We start from the raw sequence: 16495 nt of genomic DNA, 5'->3' as shown, positions 1-16495 counted from the left end.
TTGGCCATGATGGAAAGCAACGCCGACAGCCGTAACGATCAGCCTGTTTTCGCAGCCGAACTCTTTCCTTACCGCTCGCTCGGCCGGAAGGGCTTTAAGGTGTTGCTCAGTGTTTCCGGCGCCATCTGCTTCGTATACGGCATGTTTTTCATCGTCACCGGCGCCTGGCCGATCGGCTTCTTTTTCGGGCTGGATTTCCTGCTGCTCTACGGCGCCTTCTGGCTTAGCTACCGATCCGGCAGGGTGCGGGAAGAGGTGACGGTTTCGCGCACAGATGTGTCCGTGCGCAAGTTCTCTCCGTCCGGCCGTATGATCGAGCACCACTTCAATCCATTCTGGACGCGCTTCCTCGTGCGGCGGCATCAGGAAATCGGCATCCTCTCCATGCATATTTTCGGGGAGGGCAAACGTACGGATGTCGGCTCCTTCCTCAATCCCGACGATCGGGAGAGCTTCGCCAAGGCCTTCAAGCGCGCGCTGGCAACGGTAAAACAGCGTATCTGAGATGTCGCGCAAGAAACGGGTGGTTTGGCTGCCCGCCCTTGATTATCTCCTTTGTAAAGGAGAAAGACGATGAACATGATCGCGAAGCTCGACACAGATATCACTCCTGATGGCCCTGATTACGATATCGTCCGCCAGGTCATCGAACTTATCAGCGAGGGATATCGCGACCAGCCGTCGCTGGAAGCGATTGCCGCTCGGCTGCACCAGTCGCCGACGCAGCTCCAGAAGACCTTTACCCGCTGGGCCGGCCTTTCGCCGAAAGCCTTCCTGCAAGCCGTGACGCTCGACCATGCCAAGCGGCTTCTGCGCAAGGAAGAAATGCCGCTGCTCGAAACCTCCATCGAGGTGGGTCTTTCCGGTCCCAGCCGTCTCCACGACCTGTTCGTGACGCATGAGGCAATGTCTCCGGGCGAATGGAAGGCGAAGGGCGGTGGGCTGACGATCCGTTACGGATTCCATACCTGCCCCTTCGGGACGGCACTCGTTATGGTGACAGACCGCGGCCTCGCAGGCCTCGCCTTCAGCGATTCCGGTGATGAGAAGGCCTGCCTTGAGGATATGACCTGCCGTTGGCCGAATGCGGAATATGTGGAAGACCGTCAAGCGACGGCGCCTTACGCCGAGCGTATCTTCCAGCCGGGCCGTTGGACGTCGGACCAGCCGTTGCGGGTTGTGCTGATCGGAACTGATTTCCAGGTCAGCGTCTGGCAAAGCCTTCTGAAAATCCCCTTCGGCAAAGCGGTAACCTACAGCGATATTGCCAAGGACATCGGCCGGCCGACTGCCATGCGCGCGGTCGGTGCGGCAGTTGGGGCTAATCCAATTTCCTTCGTCGTGCCCTGCCACCGCGCGCTCGGGAAAAATGGAGCATTGACCGGTTACCATTGGGGTCTGACGCGCAAACGGGCCATGCTTGGCTGGGAATCGGCGCACGCCTGACCGGATCAGTCGAAGCCGTTCAAGCGGCCTCGACGAGCTCCAGCAACGCCTTTGCCGCGCTCTCGTCGGTGATCAACGTATTGCAGCCGATCCGCTTGATCGTTGCACGGATCGCGACGGCACGATGCGCGCCGCCGGAGGACAGTACGATGTGTTTCGCCTCCTTCAGCGTATCGAGATCCACCGACATCACCCGCTGATTGATCGAGTGGTCGACGGAATTGCCGTCCTTGTCCAGAAAGTTGAACATGGTGTCGCAGACACAGCCGGCATCGATCAGTTGCTGCAGTTCGGCCTTCGAAATCCATCCCTCGGACAGCGACGTCGAATGCGGGCCGATATCGCCGCAACTGACGATCGCGAGATCAAGGTTTTCCGCTAGCCGATAGATCGTATCGAGCCCGCATTTTTCGATGAGGTTGCGCTTGGTCTCGGTGGAATCGACGAGCAGCGGGGCCAGGAACATATAGCATTCCGCGCCGAGCTGATTGGCAAGGCGCCAGGTGTAGTCGATTGGGTTTGTCTGGTGGACGGCGACGATGCCGCCGAGCAGGGAGACGATCTTGCAATTGTCGCGTCGTGGCGGCCGGAAGCTTGCGAGAGAGGCCGTCATGGTGCGGCCCCAGCCGACGCCGATCGTATAATCGTCCGGAATGGCCTCCGACAGGAATTGGCCGAGCGCCAGACCGACATTCTTTGCCAGTGAATTCACGTCGCAATTCGCGGGCTCCGGCACGACGATCGCCTCATCGAGGCCATAGACCCGTTCCAGCTTGACTGAAAGCTCTACGCAGTCGCCGATCGAGTCGTTGATCCATATCTGCACTTCACTGCGCTTCATCGCCTCGTCGAGCAGGCGGATGACGGTCGTGCGGCTGATACCGAGCTGTTCGGCAACATCCTTCTGGGTCAGGCCCTCATTATAATAGAGCCATGCGGCCCGCAGCCGGAGCGAAGAGGCTTCCGAATAGGCAGTATGCGTGCCGCGTTTCAGCTTGACCACATCTCCTCCCGCGCCGATTTCGCCCTAGATCTTTGTCATTGATGACATAAGATTGTGGCATCGGCTTTGTTCCCGCGATAATGCCGGGTGTGACACTTATGTCAATTGAAATGCACAAATGTCCTTGACTTTTCGTTGCTGGAGCGGCGATAGTCGTGGTCGACAATATCGTTCTTGTCCGTCCGAGGAGGACAATGTGCGGGCATGCGGAAAGTCTCGACCGGCCTTTACGCCGCAGGCGGCAGCGCTTGTGATGTGCTCGTCGTATTCCGGCGTTGGGAACTCCGCACCCGGGAACACCGCCAGTGTCTCTCACGTTTATGAATCATCCGTGACGGACGCGCGACTATTCGCCTGCTGCATGCAAACCATCTGTCCTTAGATCACCTCTTTGCCGGGCGGAACTCGCGCCGGTCCGCAGCCCAAGTTCACAAAGGAATTTGACCATGACATCCAAGCTTGACCAACTCCGCGAGATCACAACCGTCGTCGCCGACACCGGCGATATCCAGGCTGTTGCTCGCCTGAAGCCGGTTGATTGCACGACCAACCCTTCCATCGTTCTCAAGGCGCTCGGCACCGACATGTTTGCCGACGACATGAAGGAAGCGATCGCCTGGGGCAAGAAGCTCGGCGGTGATGCCGATGCTGCGGCCGCAGCCGTTGCCGATCGCCTTGCCATCTCCGTAGGTGCTGCCCTCGTAAAGCTCGTTCCCGGCCGCGTTTCGACCGAAGTCGATGCCGATCTCTCCTTCGATACGGAAGCGTCTCTAAAGAAGGCACGCAGCATCATTGCGGCCTACAAGGAGCGCGGTATCGAGAAGGATCGCATCCTCATCAAGCTCGCTTCCACCTGGGAAGGCATTCGCGCAGCGGAAGTCCTGCAGAAGGAAGGCATCGATTGCAATCTGACGCTGCTCTTCTCGAAGGCTCAGGCAATTGCCTGCGCTGACGCCGGCGTATTCCTGATCTCGCCCTTCGTCGGCCGTATCCTCGACTGGTACAAGAAGTCGACCGGCAAGGATTTCACTGCCGAAGAAGATCCGGGCGTTCTGTCCGTTCGCGACATCTACAACTACTACAAGGCAAATGACATCAAGACCGTCGTCATGGGCGCCTCCTTCCGCAACACCGGCGAAATCGAAGCGCTGGCCGGTTGCGATCGCCTGACGATCGCTCCGAACCTGCTCGACGAACTGTCCAACGATCAGGGCAAGCTCGAGCGTAAGTTGTCACCGGAAACCAAGAAGGCTGAGCCGAAGATCACGGTCGACGAGAAGACCTTCCGCTGGATGATGAACGAGGATGCCATGGCGACTGAAAAGCTCGCAGAAGGCATTCGCGCATTCGCAAAGGATCTCGGCACGCTGCGCAGCCAGGTCCGCAAGGAGCTGCAGCTCGCTGCTGCGTAAGGCTGCGCAAGCCGAACTTTGATGAAAGGCGCGGGTGCCGCTGGCATCCGCGCCTTTTTCATGTTGATATCAAGGGCATAGAGGCAGGAGTATCGTGGTGGCTGACGAGGATGACGGAAATTCGCTGGTCTCGCTTGTCTACAAGCATGCAAGCTTCTTCCTTTCGGTGCTCGGCGGTTTCATCGTCTTTCTACTGCTGACTTCGCGGGAGGTCAGCGCCAGCAACATCCTGTTCGGCTGGAATGCCTCGGCGATCTTCTTCATCGGGCTGAGCTGGCGCAAGATGCTTCGGGCGACCGTTGAAAGCATCAAGAAGCGATCCGAAGATCTCGATTTTTCCGATACTTTCCTGCTCTTCCTATCGATTGCAGCGGCTCTCGCCAGCATTGCCGGAATCGGCATCGAGCTTCATTCGATCAAGGATGCACCGGCAGATGTCGCGCTGTGGCGTGCGGCTGCGGCGATCCTAACTATCCTGATCTCCTGGTTTTTCCTGCACACGCTTTTCACGATCCATTATGCCCATTATTTCTATGGCGGTTCGGATAAGTGCGAAGGGCTTAAATTCCCTGATGGAATCGAGGAGCCCGCTTATTGGGACTTCCTCTATTTCTCCTTCACAATCGGTGTCGCGGCGCAGACGGCCGATGTAGCAGTGACCTCGACGACGATGCGCAAGTTCACCCTGCTGCATGCGCTGCTCTCGTTCCTGTTCAACACCACCATTCTGGCACTTGCGATCAATGTTGGCGCAAGCCTGCTTTAGAGTCTTGCTGCAGACCGGAAGAAGCTCTCGAACTCCGCAAGGTCACCCGAGGCGACATCCGAAATCGCCCAGAACGTCAGTCCGCCATCCGACCATTGCACCATGTTGTAGCCGTCGTGCTCCGTTGTCGTCTGGGCACCTGAAGCCGCAGGCCAAATGAACAGGTTGATGACATGGCCATGGCGTCTGTAGACGAGAGCGGCGACGGCGCGGCCGCCGATATAATCGACACGGCCGCCGACCAGCGGGAAGCCGTCCTTGGCGAGATCGCTGACGGGCGGCGAAAAATCGATCTTGCCATTGAACCAGGGCTTTACCGTGTGCTGATCCGAAGTCAGGACGTCGGTCAGATGATCGGCCATCATGGATCGAACATGGCTTGCCATGATCTCGTCCTGCAGGACCAGGGTCTGTGACGGTGCATTGACGAACAGAAAACCGCTTGCCGCGAGCACCGCCAAGGACGGTACGAAGCTCCATTGCCGGATGAAGTCGAAAGTGCGGCGCCAGAAAGGCGCTTGGCGTGGCACCGGCAGGCTGGAGATCGCCGCCGTCTGTTCGAAAGACAGCATGGAAAGCACCTGTGAACGCAGGGCCTCCGGTGCTCTCCATCGCACGCCATCCTGATCGATGATCTTCCTCACGGCAGCGACCCCTTCCATCTCCGCCCGGCAATTTTCGCAGGCCGCCAGATGATCCTCGAACTGTGCTGCATGAACGGAGTCGAGTTCGCCGTCGATAAAACCATGCAGCATGATGCGCCATTCGGGGCAGCTTTTCTGATGGGTCTCACTCATCCTGCCGCCTCGCTCTTGTTGCATGCATCCCAGATGTCGGCGAATTCGCGTCGGGCTCTCGCAAGGCGCGACATCACGGTGCCGATCGGTGCATCGATGATTTCGGCGATCTGCCGATAGGAGAGATCTTCGAGTTCACGTAAGACAAGGATCTCCCGCATCGTTTCCGGAAGCTTGCTGATGATGGATCGTACACGCTGCTGTTCGCTTGCCCGGATCATCGCCGTCTCCGGAGAATCTTCTTCCGAAGCGATCTGGTAGCCTTCATCCTCATCGGGGTCGGCACCACCGGTATCGTCAAGATGCCGCTCGAAATGTGTCTTGCGACGATCCTGCTGGCGCCAGACGTGGCAGCAGTTTCTGACGATCGCAAAGAGCCAGGAACGCGGATCGCCGCCGCGATAGGTCTCAAAATTTCGGTAGGCGCGCAGGAACGCTTCCTGGACGATATCTTGCGCGGCCTCGGCATCGCGGCTGAGGAAGCGGGCGAAATTATAGGCCGCGTCCAGGTGCGGAACGATCACGTGCTGGAAGCGCTGCATGAATTCACGCTGCGCGGTCGCATCGTCCTTCGACGCGATACGGCTGTCGGCCGATTTTTCAGCTGCCATAAGGTGGAACAGCCGCACAGCGCCCGCCAAAAGCGTTGCCAGCGCTGATGTTCGAATGCGTGTCTCCGGCAGCGGCCGATTGAGCAGCAGCATCCAGTCGATCGATCCGACGGGATAGGTGATCTGAGCGTTTGTCATCATCTTCCCTGCTTCAACAGCAGCCGATTGCACGCGAGAGCCGCGGTCACATGCGGGTCCCTTGCAGTCTAGACCGATCGGCGCGCGATTTTATTCCAAATAGCGCCGGTTTATTTGCACGCGGCGGTACGAAAGATGTGCGCCGTTAAAATAACAGAGCATTTTCAATGGATTGTCGAAAATATCGTTCGGGTCGGGAATAACAGCGCCCCGCTGGCGATCTAGTTCGTCAGCGAGGGCGTCAGATGAATTGCAGTCTTCGCCAGTCGAAATGCCATCAACAAGAGGAGGCATATTCATGTTTACCATGTCACGTCGCGCCGTCCTGGGATCGGCCGCTGCTGCGGCTGCATTCGGCCTGTCATCGAAGCTCGAATTCGTTATGCCGGCACTTGCCGCGACACCGTTGGAACCGACGGTCGGCTTCTATAAATACAAGGTCGGCGATATCGAGGTCACGGCGATCTATGACGGCATCTGGAAAAAACCGCATGATCCTGCATTCATCAAGAACGCCTCGATCGAGGATACCAAAGAGGCGCTTTCCAAGGCAGGGCTGACGACAGAATTCATGCCGATCCCGCTGACGGTGGTCGTTTTGAAAGTCAGCGGCCGGCTGATCATGATGGATGCCGGCTCGGGCGTCGGTCAATGGCAGGAAAATGCCACACATCTGCCGGCGAATATGGCGGCGGCCGGTATCGATTATAAGAAGATCGATATGATCATGATCTCGCATTTCCATCCGGACCATGTCTGGGGCCTGATGGAAAAGGGAACGAACAATCCGGTCTTCCCGAATGCCGAGCTCATCGTCAATGCTGCCGAATATAACTGGTGGACGGCACCGGGTCGCGTCGAGAAGCTCGCCGAAGGTCGGAAGCCGGCCGGCAAGCGCATCGCCGCCGTCTTCCCGACATGGAAGAACTGGAAGCTGGTGGATGACGGGGCCGAGGTTGCTCCCGGCATCAGGCTGCTTTCAGCGCCGGGCCACACGCCCGGCCACTCAACCTACCTTGTCACCTCCGGCAACAAGCAACTGCTCGTCTCCGCCGACATCATGTATGTGCCGGCGCTGCTTGCCCCGCATCCCGAATGGCAGGGCAGCTACGACCAGGATGGGCCGACGGCCATCGACACGCGCCGCCGTCTCATCGATCGCGTCATTGCCGACAATATCGCGATCTGCGGCTCGCACTTCCCGTTTCCCGGCTCGGGCACCTTCGTCAAGGACGGAAGCGCCTATGCCTTCACCCCAACAATCCAGGCCTGAAAGGCCGGAGGAGGTTACAATGATGAAGTATGCAATTCTGGGATTCATCTGGGCTTGCGCCATTTCCGCCGGCTTTTCCGCGGTCACCACATTTCCAGCCTTCGCCGTCGACAACATGGAGTCGACTGACGCTCCGGACCTGACTTCGGTGCGGGCCAAGATCGACGCCAAGGACTATGCCGGCGCACTTGCGGAGCTTCGCGATCTTGCCGAAGATAATCAGCAGGCGGACGTCTACAATCTGATGGGGTTCACGCTGCGCAAGACCGGTGATTACCTGACGTCGCTGACCTATTATACCAAGGCGCTGGAGCTTCAGCCCAATCATAAGGCGGCACGCGAATATCTCGGCGAACTCTATGTCGAGACCGGCGATATGGCGAAGGCTGAGGAGCAGGTGGCAGTCCTTAAACAGCTTTGCCCCGGCGGCTGCGAGGAACTCGAAGACCTTCAGGGAGCCATCACCGCAAAGGGCGGTAAGTGACCGACACATCAACGGCGGGAGCAGGTGGTTCGCTGCCTGCTCCTGATAAAGTGGAGGATATGATGGAAAACGCTGCAATCCGGCCTCGGCTGGCCGATCTCATTCTTCTTCTGGGTAGGCTTCTCCTATCCCTGATCTTCCTGCATGAGGGCTCGTCGCTCATCTCAGACATCACCGCGACGCTTGCTACCTTCGAAAAGCTTGGCCTGCCGGCGCTGGTGACGTTTGCCGTCATTGCTCTGCAGCTCGGTGCCGGCCTTTCTATTGCTGCCGGTTTCCTTAGCCGGCTCGGTGCGGTGGCCCTGGGGTTGTTCTGCCTCGCGACGGCTTTTCTGTTCCACACCAACTTCGCGAGTCAGAATGAGCTGCTGCATTTCGAGAAGGATCTCGCAATTGCCGGCGGCATGTTCGTGCTTGCGGTTTCGGGTGCAGGATCGGTGTCTATCGACAATTTCATGAAAAGGCAGATGAAGGGAATGCATCCCTGGCTGACGGCGGTGCTGTAGTGAACTTGTCTTGAAGCTGCTGCCGTCGTCGTCGTCGTTCATAGCCCCGTGGCTAGAAGATCGCCTGTCCTGCCATCAAGGCCAGGATGAGGAAGATCAGGAAGACAACGAGGAAAATTCCGAAGAGCACACGGGCGATCGTCGTGGTCGCCGCGGAGATGCCTGAGAAGCCGAAAAAGCCGGCGACGATCGAAATTACCAGAAATATCAGAGCCCATTTTAACATGGATATCTTCCTTCCGTGATTGCCGGAAGAAGACGCGCCAAAGCTGATTTTGTTCCAAATCGTTGAAAATGGAACGCCGTTCCTTAAGGGCATACCGCTCTGGCCTGCACGGACTTTTCAAAGGTGTCTCGATCTGTTTGAAGGGATCATCATCGATTTGCCCCATCGACGAAAGCCACCCTCCATGCACGCTTTTCTGGACCCCCAGGTCACTTCCGCCTACCTCGAAGTCATCATGATCAACATCATCCTGTCAGGGGATAATGTGGTCGTCATCGGCATGGCAGCTGCAGGCCTTTCCACCGAGCTGCGCGGGAAGGCGATCGTAATCGGCATTGCCGCAGCCGCCGTTATCCGCATCGTTTTCGCCGTCATTGCCGCGCAGTTGCTCGTCATCAAGGGCATCAATCTCGTCGGAGGTCTGCTGCTTCTGTGGATCTGCTGGACGATGTTTAGGGAATTGCGCGAGGTGGACGACGAAGAGACCGGCGAGGAAGCCGGACGTCACGCTCACAAGCCGAAGCTTTTTCGTCAGGCGATCGGCCAGATCATCTTTGCGGATCTTTCCATGTCGCTCGACAACGTCCTGGCCGTTGCCGGTGCTGCGAAGTCGAACATGAATGCCTTGATCTTCGGTCTCATCCTTTCCGTCATCCTGATGGGTGTCGCATCCAACTTTGTGGCAAAGCTGCTCAACCGCTTCCGCTGGATCGGCTGGATCGGCCTTGCCATCATCGTCTATGTGGCGCTCGACATGATATGGGAAGGCGGCATTGAGCTGCTTGCGCTCTATGGTCAGGCCTAAAACGGGTCTAGATTTTCAGGCTTGAGAGCAGGGAGATAAGCTGGGACTGGCGCTGTGTGCCAGTCTTGGCGAGAACCTTCTTCACGTAGCCGCGCGTCGTCTCATAAGTCAGGCCGGATATTTCGGCGATCTGGCGTGGCGACGAACCATCCATCAGCAGGCGCGCTACCGTCGTTTCCTGAGGAGTGAGCGAAAAGAGCCGGCGCAGCAGATCGCGGCTCGGGGCCGCACGTTCGGAGAGATCCGTGATGATGGCGACGGCGGCGGAATGCGAGAAGAGTTCGGCCGGTACTCCGTTCAGCCGCTGGGCACGGATTATCAGCGGCGCCTTTCCCGGGCGGGAAAACAGAACCGGCGTGGAGACGGCCGGATTGGTGAAAGGCTCCTTCGAAAGGATCGCCTGTAGATGGCGGCGCAGAAGCCCCGTCTCTTCCTGACTGAGAGCCGTAAGCTCCCGATCGACAATCCGGATATTGCCATCGAGCAGCATTTCCGCCCGCTGGTTCAGCCGGGTGATGCGGCCAAAACGATCGAAGAAGACCACGGCAGTGCCAGCGAACTCAAAGGCCTCGCTCATGCTGTCGATCTTGGCGACATGCAGCGCGCGAATGATCTCGGCGGCGGCCGTCAGTTTCGACTGCATCTTTATCAGCAGGCGCTCGTCATCGCGATCGAAAGGCTGGTCTTGAATGCGGCGCTGCAGGTTGAGGCTCAGCATCGTATCGCCGGAGGTGAAGCCCACCATGGCGGAATAGCGGAAGCCGAAGCGGGCCAGGAACTCCGTATAGAAGATCTGATGGTTGAACTCCTCATCGCCGGCGATGTCGTGTTCAATGATGACCCCCTTGGCCATCGCAACCGCCAGGCCGCGTTCGCGGAAGTCGCGCTTGTACCATTCTTCGTCAAAATAGACCTGGAAGGCCTCCAGCAGATTCGGTGTGCTCAGGAAGCCGGAGGGGAATTTCCCGCGCACCGGCATGATATGCGTGCCGGTGGAACCGGTGGCGCGGCTGATCTGCTCCAGCGTGCGCTCCCAGCTTGCCGGTACCAGAGCGGATTCCAGCAATCCGTCCAGGGCCGTTTCGAGCTCGGAGATGTCGATGCGCGTCGCCATGGGTAAGTAATGCCTGACCGATTTCTTTGATCCAGTGAAGAACCACGTTTATCGCGGGTTGCCATATATAGCGAAACGGCAATTCCACGTTCAGAAATAGTATCTGCAGTTGTATTGTGACAAAGTGACAAAAGTCACTGATGGCGGCAGTGACTTTTGAAGAAGATTAAGACGCTTCTGTTCAACTATCCGTGATTGATCATCACATGGCGGACTGCCGTATAGTCTTCAAGGGCGTAGACAGACATGTCCTTGCCGTAGCCTGATTGTTTCAGGCCACCGTGCGGCATTTCATTGACCAGCATGAAATGCGTATTAATCCAGGTACAGCCATATTGCAGGCGAGCAGCAGTCTTCATGCCGCGGCCGACATCCTTGGTCCAGACGGAGGAGGCGAGGCCGTAATCGCTGTCGTTTGCCCAGTTCACCGCATCCTCGACATCGGTGAAGCGGGTAACGGAGACGACGGGGCCGAAAACTTCACGGCGGACGATTTCATCTTCCTGCGTGGCGCCTGCGATAACCGTTGGCGCGAAGAAGAAGCCCTTGTCACCAGAGACCTTGCCGCCGGTGGTGATTTCCATGTGCTTGTGTTCGGCGGCGCGGGTGACGAAGCTTTCGACACGATCGCGCTGGCGCTTGGAAATCAGCGGTCCGATTTCGTTCTCGGTGTCATTGGTCTGGTTGAAACGGATGCTGGAAACAGCGGAGGTCAGATCAGCGACGAAATTGTCGTAAACCTTCGCATCGGCATAGACGCGGCAGGCGGCGGTGCAGTCCTGACCGGCATTGTAGTAACCGAAGGTACGGATCCCGGCGACGACGGCATCGATATCGGCGTCGTCGAAGACAATGACCGGTGCCTTGCCGCCAAGTTCCAGATGGGTGCGCTTGACGGTCTTGGCGGCAGCCTGCAGCACCTTCTTGCCGGTCGCGATGTCGCCGGTGATCGACACCATATTGATTTTCGGATGGTTGATCAGCGTGTTGCCAACACTCTCGCCGCGGCCGAGGATGACATTGACCACGCCCTCGGGGAGAATATCGGAAAGGAGCTTTGCCATCTTGAGCGCCGTCAGCGGCGTCTGTTCAGACGGCTTGAAGACGACGGTATTGCCGCCGGCGATGGCGGGCGCCAGCTTCCAGGCCATCATCATCAATGGATAGTTCCAGGGCGCAATCGAGCTGACAATGCCGATCGGGTCACGGCGGACCATCGAGGTGTGTCCGGGAAGATATTCGCCGGCGACCGGTCCGTGCAGATTACGCACCGCACCGGCAAAGAAGCGATAGCAATCGACAATGGCCGGGATTTCGTCATTCAGCACGGCATTGATCGGTTTGCCGCAGTTCAGCGCCTCGAGCGTGGCGAAGCCCTGCGCGTCCTTTTCGATGGCATCGGCGATTTTCAATAGATAGGCGGAGCGTTCGGATGGCGTCGTCTGCGACCAGGCGACAAAGGCCTTCTCGGCCGCATCCACGGCGGCATCGATCTGGCCGAGCGAGGCTTCGGCAAGGTTCAGCACGGTCTCACCCGTTTTCGGGTTCAGGATGTGCTCTTCCGTTTCCGTACCGGTCTCGAAGCGGGAACCGATCAGCATTTGCGTGTCCATGGGCGTTCTCCCTTGTGGTTGATCGAGTGGGAGCGGAAGGGGCTCCGCGTCCCACTGCGGGTTATTTGCCGGCGCCGGCGATCTGGTCGCCGTCGCGCGTGAGGTAATAGGCCGCCAGGATCGGCAGGAAGGTGACGAGCACGACGACCATCGCGACCACATTGGTGACCGGGCGCTGGCGCGGACGGATCAGCTCTTCGAGCATCCAGATCGGCAGGGTGGATTGCTGGCCGCCGGTGAAGGTGGTGACGATGACCTCGTCGAAGGACAGGGCGAAGGCGAGCATGCCGCCGGCCAGAAGCGCTGTGCCGATATTCGGCAGGATGACATGGCGGAAGGTCTGGAAGCCGTCGGCGCCGAGATCCATCGAGGCTTCGATCAGGGAGCCTGACGTGCGCCGGAAGCGGGCGACGGCGTTGTTGTAGACGACAACCACGCAGAAGGTGGCATGGCCGAGCACGATCGTCCAGACCGAGAAGGGTATGTCGAACAGGCTGAAGGCGGAGCGCAGCGCGATGCCGGTGATGATGCCGGGAAGGGCGATCGGCAGGATGACGAGCAGTGAGATCGCCTCGCGGCCGAAGAATTTCGTCTGGCTGACGGCGGCCGCGCAAAGCGTACCGAGGATCAGCGCAATCACGGTCGCGATACAGGCAACCTGCAGGGAGAGGCCAAGTGCCGACCAGACATCCGGCCGATTCCAGGCGATGCCGAACCATTGCAGCGTCAGGCCGGGTGGCGGCCACTGATAGCTCTTCTCCTCGGTCGTGAAGGCATAGATGAAGATCAGCAGGATCGGCAGATGCAGGAAGAGCAGGCCGCCGGCCGCTGCGATCTTCAGGACGAGGGGTGATTTCTGTCCGCGGTCAGAGCGCATCGAAGGCTCCCATGCGTTTGGCGAGCCCGAGGTAGATCGCCATGATGACGATCGGCACGACGGAGAAGGCGGCGGCGAGCGGCACGTTGCCGGCAGTTCCCTGCTGTGCGTAGACGGCCTGACCGATGAAGAGGCGTGAGGAGCCTATGATCTGCGGGATGATGTAGTCGCCCAGGGTTAGCGAGAAGGTGAAGATCGAACCGGCGACGATGCCGGGCAGCGCCAGCGGGAAAAGCACGGTGCGGAATGTCTGGCGCGGCGTTGCGCCGAGATCGGCGGATGCTTCGATGAGGTTGCCGGGCACGCGCTCAAGCGCTGCCTGCGTCGGCAGTATCATATAGGGCAGCCAGATATAGACGAAGACGATGAACGTGCCGAGGTAGCTGACGGAGAGCGAATTGCCGCCGACAACAGGCAAAGCGAGGACGCCGTCGAGCAGCCAGGAAAGATAGAGCTTGTCGAAGAGCCAGGTGAGGATGCCTTCCTTGGCGAGGATCAGCTTCCAGGCATAGATCTTGACGAGATAGCTCGACCAGAGCGGCAGCATGACACCAAGGTAAAACAGGGCCTTCCATTTTCCTTGCGCATAGCGGGCGGCGTAATAGGCAATCGGGAAGGCGATGACCGAGGAGGCCACCGTCACCAGCGCCGCCATCAGGATGGTTCTGACGATGATGTCGAAATTGCCAGGGTTCAGGAGCTGGGCATAGGTATCGAGGGTGAATTCGTGGTTCACCATTCCCGAGAAATCATCGATCGAGAAGAAACTCTGCAACAGCAGCGCGATCAGCGAGCCGATATAGATGATGCCGAGCCAGAGCAGCGGCGGCGTCAGCATTAGGAAGAGAAGCAGTTTCGGCTGACGCCAGAAGCTATCCGACAGGCGGCCGAAGAAACCGCCGCGGCGCGGCAGGATCGAGGTTTCCGCCTTGATTATCGCCAGAGCCGTCATGCCGCATCATCCATGTAATGCACGTCGCCCTGTTGCCACACGAGGCGGATGGCGGTGCCGATATCGGGGATGTCGCTGCCGGCCGGCAGCATGACATGCAGGCGCGATCCCCTGATATCGACGGTAAGCCGGGTCGCCGCGCCGAGGAAGCTGGCATTCTCGACCCTGGCTTCGACGCCGTCGGTGGCGAGGTGAATTGCCTCGGGACGCAGGCTCGCCCAGCGCTTCTCGCCGCCAAGAGCCGTCATGACGTCAGGGGAAATGACATTCGACGAGCCGACGAAATCGGCGACGAAGCGGGTCTTCGGACGGCGGTAGATATCCTGCGGCGTGCCCTGCTGGACGATGCCGCCATTGTTGAAGACCGCAACGCGGTCCGCCATGGAGAGCGCTTCCCCCTGATCGTGGGTGACGAAGATGAAGGTGATGCCGAGGGCGCGCTGCAGGCTCTTCAGCTCTTCCTGCATCTGCTCGCGCAGCTTCAGATCCAGAGCGCCGAGCGGCTCGTCCAGAAGAAGCACGCGGGGTTTGTTGACCAGGGCGCGGGCGAGCGCTACGCGCTGCCGCTGGCCGCCGGAAAGCTGGCCGGGGCGGCGGCTGCCATAGCCCGGCAGTTTCACCAGTTCCAGCGTCCTTTCAGCCTCTTTGATCCGCTCTGCTTTGCCGACGCCTTTGACCATCAGTCCGTAGGCGACGTTGTCGAGGATATCGAGATGCGGAAAGAGCGCGTAATCCTGAAAGACGGTGTTGACGTTGCGGCGATAGGGCGGGATGCCTTCGGCGGTTTCGCCGAAGATTTCGATATGTCCCGATGTCGGCTGTTCGAAGCCTGCAACCAGCCGCAGGCAGGTGGTCTTGCCGGAACCGGACGGGCCGAGCATGGCGAAGAACTCGCCTGGTACGATTTCGAGATCGACGCCATCGACGGCGCGCACCGCACCGAAATGGCGAGAGACCTTCTGGAAACGGACGGCGGACGTCATGGGGGCTCCGGAGCTGTATTATCTGAGAGAGGCTTTGATCTTCAAAAAGACCCTGCCCCAAACCCCTCCCCACAAGGGGGAGGGGCTTAATCTGCCGCGCCCACGCTCAAACATTTCGGCGTTTCGGCAGGAATGCGGCGGCGCCACTCTGGTCCCTCCCCCTTGTGGGGAGGGGTTGGGGAGGGGACTTTGTTTACGTGAACCGGCTTGGCGTTACCGCCCGCCGATCACGCCGATATAATCCGATACCCAGCGATGATAGGGCACGCATTCGCTCTCGCTTGCGCATTTGGCGACCGGCGTTTTCCAGAACTTGATCTTGTCGAAGTGATCATAACCGTTGGTGTTGCAGCCGGCATCGGTCAGCAGTTCATTGCCCTTGCAGGCGGCCGGAACGGATGGCACAGCGCCGAACCAGGCGGCAGCATCACCCTGGACCTTGGCCTTCAGCGAATGTTCCATCCACATATAGGCGCAGTTCGGATGTTCGCTGTCGGCGTGCAGCATGGTCGTGTCGGCCCAACCGGTCACACCTTCCTCGGGGAAGGTGGAGGCGATCTTCTGTTTGTCGGCCTGCAGCAGGTTGACCTGGAACGGCCAGGAACCGGAGGCGACAACACCTTCGTTCTTGAAGTCGTCGACCTGGATCATCGCATCATGCCAGTAGCGCGAGACGATCTTGCGCTGGCCGCGCAGCAGGTCGAGAGCGGCCTTGTACTGGTCCTCGTTGAGCTCATAGGGGTCCTTGATGCCGAGATCGGGCTTGTGCGCCATCAGATACAGAGCGGCATCGGCGATGTAGATCGGGCCGTCATAGGCCTGCACGCGGCCCTTGTTGGACTTACCATCCGGCAGGTTCTGTTCGTCGAAGACGATGTTCCAGCTCGTCGGCGCCTTATCCTTGAAGGTGTCGGTATTATACATCAGCACGTTCGGCCCCCAGAGATAGGGCACCCCATAGTGGACGCCGTTCACTGTATTCCAGGGCGCATTCTGCAGGCGCTCGTCGACAGTCTTGAAGCTCGGGATGAGGTCGGTGTTGATCGGCTGGACGCGTTTACCGGCAACGAGGCGGAGGGATGCGTCGCCTGAGGCGGTGACGAGGTCGAAACCGCCTTCGTTCATCAGCGCCACCATTTCATCGGAGGTGGCAGCGGTCTTTACGGAAACCTTGCAGCCGGTTTCCTTCTCGAAGTCAGTGACCCAGTCGTAATTCTTGTCGGTATCGCCACGCTCGATATAGCCAGCCCAGGCGACGATACTGACGGCGCCTTCCCCCTTGCCCAGTGTCTTCAGCGGTTCGGCAGCGACAACCTGTGTCACGAAGCTCAGACTCGCGAGCGCAGCAGTGCACGATTTCAGAAGATGCTTCATCGTCTGTCTCCCGGTTCGGTGCCGCTTTTGCGGCGTTTTGTTCCCGGAAGAAAGGGTGACGCGGAAAGGCCGGTTTCGCAAATTCATTTATCAGAAAGGCGATATCGGAAATTCC

General features: G+C 59.0%; 19 protein-coding genes. 8 read left to right on the top strand and 11 right to left on the bottom strand.

All coding sequences use genetic code 11. From position 1 onward, the window contains the following. Nucleotides 1-6 precede the first annotated feature (6 nt). Complete coding sequence (locus AC1DM5_RS10335) at nt 7-504, top strand: DUF2244 domain-containing protein (RefSeq protein ID WP_037104014.1); 498 nt, start codon at nt 7-9, stop codon at nt 502-504. Between the two features lie 69 nt (nt 505-573). After that, nucleotides 574-1446, top strand: coding sequence for a methylated-DNA--[protein]-cysteine S-methyltransferase (locus tag AC1DM5_RS10330; protein ID WP_477818136.1), 873 nt, complete (start codon nt 574-576; stop codon nt 1444-1446). Nucleotides 1447-1465: 19 nt separating this feature from the next. Here the strand turns inward: AC1DM5_RS10330 and AC1DM5_RS10325 are convergent, their stop codons facing one another. After that, nucleotides 1466-2449 carry a sugar-binding transcriptional regulator gene (locus AC1DM5_RS10325; RefSeq protein ID WP_477818137.1) on the bottom strand — a complete coding sequence of 328 codons (984 nt, stop codon included), beginning with the start codon at nt 2447-2449 and terminating at the stop codon, nt 1466-1468. A gap of 446 nt (nt 2450-2895) precedes the next feature. Here AC1DM5_RS10325 and tal point away from each other — a divergent pair, with 446 nt between their 5' ends. After that, on the top strand, nt 2896-3861 hold the full coding sequence (tal, locus tag AC1DM5_RS10320) for a transaldolase (protein WP_477818138.1): 966 nt from the start codon (nt 2896-2898) through the stop codon (nt 3859-3861). A gap of 97 nt (nt 3862-3958) precedes the next feature. Continuing rightward, entirely contained in the window at nt 3959-4627 is a 669-nt protein-coding gene (locus AC1DM5_RS10315) for a DUF1345 domain-containing protein (protein ID WP_477818139.1), read from the top strand. Here the strand turns inward: AC1DM5_RS10315 and AC1DM5_RS10310 are convergent. From AC1DM5_RS10310 to AC1DM5_RS10300, 3 genes are all read right to left on the bottom strand, one after another. Beyond that, nucleotides 4624-5424, bottom strand: a complete 801-nt coding sequence (locus tag AC1DM5_RS10310) for an anti-sigma factor family protein (RefSeq protein ID WP_477818140.1) — start codon at nt 5422-5424, stop codon at nt 4624-4626. The two genes, AC1DM5_RS10315 and AC1DM5_RS10310, sit on opposite strands and share 4 nt — an antisense overlap. After that, the gene (locus tag AC1DM5_RS10305; RefSeq protein WP_477818141.1) at nt 5421-6176 is read right to left on the bottom strand and encodes a sigma-70 family RNA polymerase sigma factor; all 756 of its coding nucleotides are present in this window, start codon (nt 6174-6176) and stop codon (nt 5421-5423) included. Before AC1DM5_RS10305 ends, AC1DM5_RS10310 begins: the two co-directional genes overlap by 4 nt. Before the next feature lie 87 nt (nt 6177-6263). Next, on the bottom strand, nt 6264-6482 hold the full coding sequence (locus tag AC1DM5_RS10300; protein ID WP_477818142.1) for a hypothetical protein: 219 nt from the start codon (nt 6480-6482) through the stop codon (nt 6264-6266). Between AC1DM5_RS10300 and AC1DM5_RS10295 the strand changes: the two genes are divergently transcribed. Genes AC1DM5_RS10295 through AC1DM5_RS10285 form a run of 3 tightly spaced genes read left to right on the top strand, consistent with a single transcriptional unit; the run spans nt 6472 to nt 8436 of the window. Next, nucleotides 6472-7446 (top strand): MBL fold metallo-hydrolase, encoded by a 975-nt coding sequence (locus AC1DM5_RS10295; RefSeq protein WP_477818143.1) that lies wholly within the window; start codon nt 6472-6474, stop codon nt 7444-7446. The genes AC1DM5_RS10300 and AC1DM5_RS10295 overlap by 11 nt on opposite strands. Before the next feature lie 19 nt (nt 7447-7465). Beyond that, complete coding sequence (locus AC1DM5_RS10290; protein WP_477818144.1) at nt 7466-7930, top strand: tetratricopeptide repeat protein; 465 nt, start codon at nt 7466-7468, stop codon at nt 7928-7930. A 59-nt stretch (nt 7931-7989) separates the two neighbouring features. Beyond that, a complete protein-coding gene (locus tag AC1DM5_RS10285; protein ID WP_477818392.1) occupies nt 7990-8436 on the top strand; it encodes a DoxX family protein in 447 nt (148 codons plus the stop codon). Between the two features lie 52 nt (nt 8437-8488). On the opposite strand, the gene AC1DM5_RS10280 is transcribed toward AC1DM5_RS10285, so the two are convergent. After that, a complete protein-coding gene (locus AC1DM5_RS10280; protein ID WP_477818145.1) occupies nt 8489-8662 on the bottom strand; it encodes a DUF1328 domain-containing protein in 174 nt (57 codons plus the stop codon). A gap of 184 nt (nt 8663-8846) precedes the next feature. Between AC1DM5_RS10280 and AC1DM5_RS10275 the strand changes: the two genes are divergently transcribed. Next, nucleotides 8847-9467 carry a YjbE family putative metal transport protein gene (locus AC1DM5_RS10275; protein WP_477818146.1) on the top strand — a complete coding sequence of 207 codons (621 nt, stop codon included), beginning with the start codon at nt 8847-8849 and terminating at the stop codon, nt 9465-9467. Between the two features lie 7 nt (nt 9468-9474). Here AC1DM5_RS10275 and AC1DM5_RS10270 read toward each other — a convergent pair whose 3' ends face one another. From AC1DM5_RS10270 to AC1DM5_RS10245, 6 genes are all read right to left on the bottom strand, one after another. Next, entirely contained in the window at nt 9475-10581 is a 1107-nt protein-coding gene (locus AC1DM5_RS10270; RefSeq protein ID WP_477818147.1) for a helix-turn-helix transcriptional regulator, read from the bottom strand. Nucleotides 10582-10766: 185 nt separating this feature from the next. Continuing rightward, on the bottom strand, nt 10767-12194 hold the full coding sequence (locus tag AC1DM5_RS10265) for a gamma-aminobutyraldehyde dehydrogenase (protein ID WP_477818148.1): 1428 nt from the start codon (nt 12192-12194) through the stop codon (nt 10767-10769). 61 nt (nt 12195-12255) lie between these two features. Continuing rightward, nucleotides 12256-13071, bottom strand: a complete 816-nt coding sequence (locus AC1DM5_RS10260; RefSeq protein ID WP_477818149.1) for an ABC transporter permease — start codon at nt 13069-13071, stop codon at nt 12256-12258. Further along, nucleotides 13061-14023 (bottom strand): ABC transporter permease, encoded by a 963-nt coding sequence (locus tag AC1DM5_RS10255; RefSeq protein WP_477818150.1) that lies wholly within the window; start codon nt 14021-14023, stop codon nt 13061-13063. The genes AC1DM5_RS10260 and AC1DM5_RS10255 overlap by 11 nt, the downstream gene beginning before the upstream one ends. After that, entirely contained in the window at nt 14020-15006 is a 987-nt protein-coding gene (locus AC1DM5_RS10250) for an ABC transporter ATP-binding protein (protein ID WP_477818151.1), read from the bottom strand. Before AC1DM5_RS10250 ends, AC1DM5_RS10255 begins: the two co-directional genes overlap by 4 nt. Nucleotides 15007-15219: 213 nt before the next feature. After that, nucleotides 15220-16380, bottom strand: coding sequence for an ABC transporter substrate-binding protein (locus tag AC1DM5_RS10245; protein WP_477818152.1), 1161 nt, complete (start codon nt 16378-16380; stop codon nt 15220-15222). Between the last annotated feature and the right edge of the window lie 115 nt (nt 16381-16495).

It is taken from the genome of Rhizobium sp. 01T437 (genome assembly GCF_056398505.1).
Note: the sequence above shows the minus strand (reverse complement) of the source record. Positions and strands in the feature narration are given on the sequence as shown.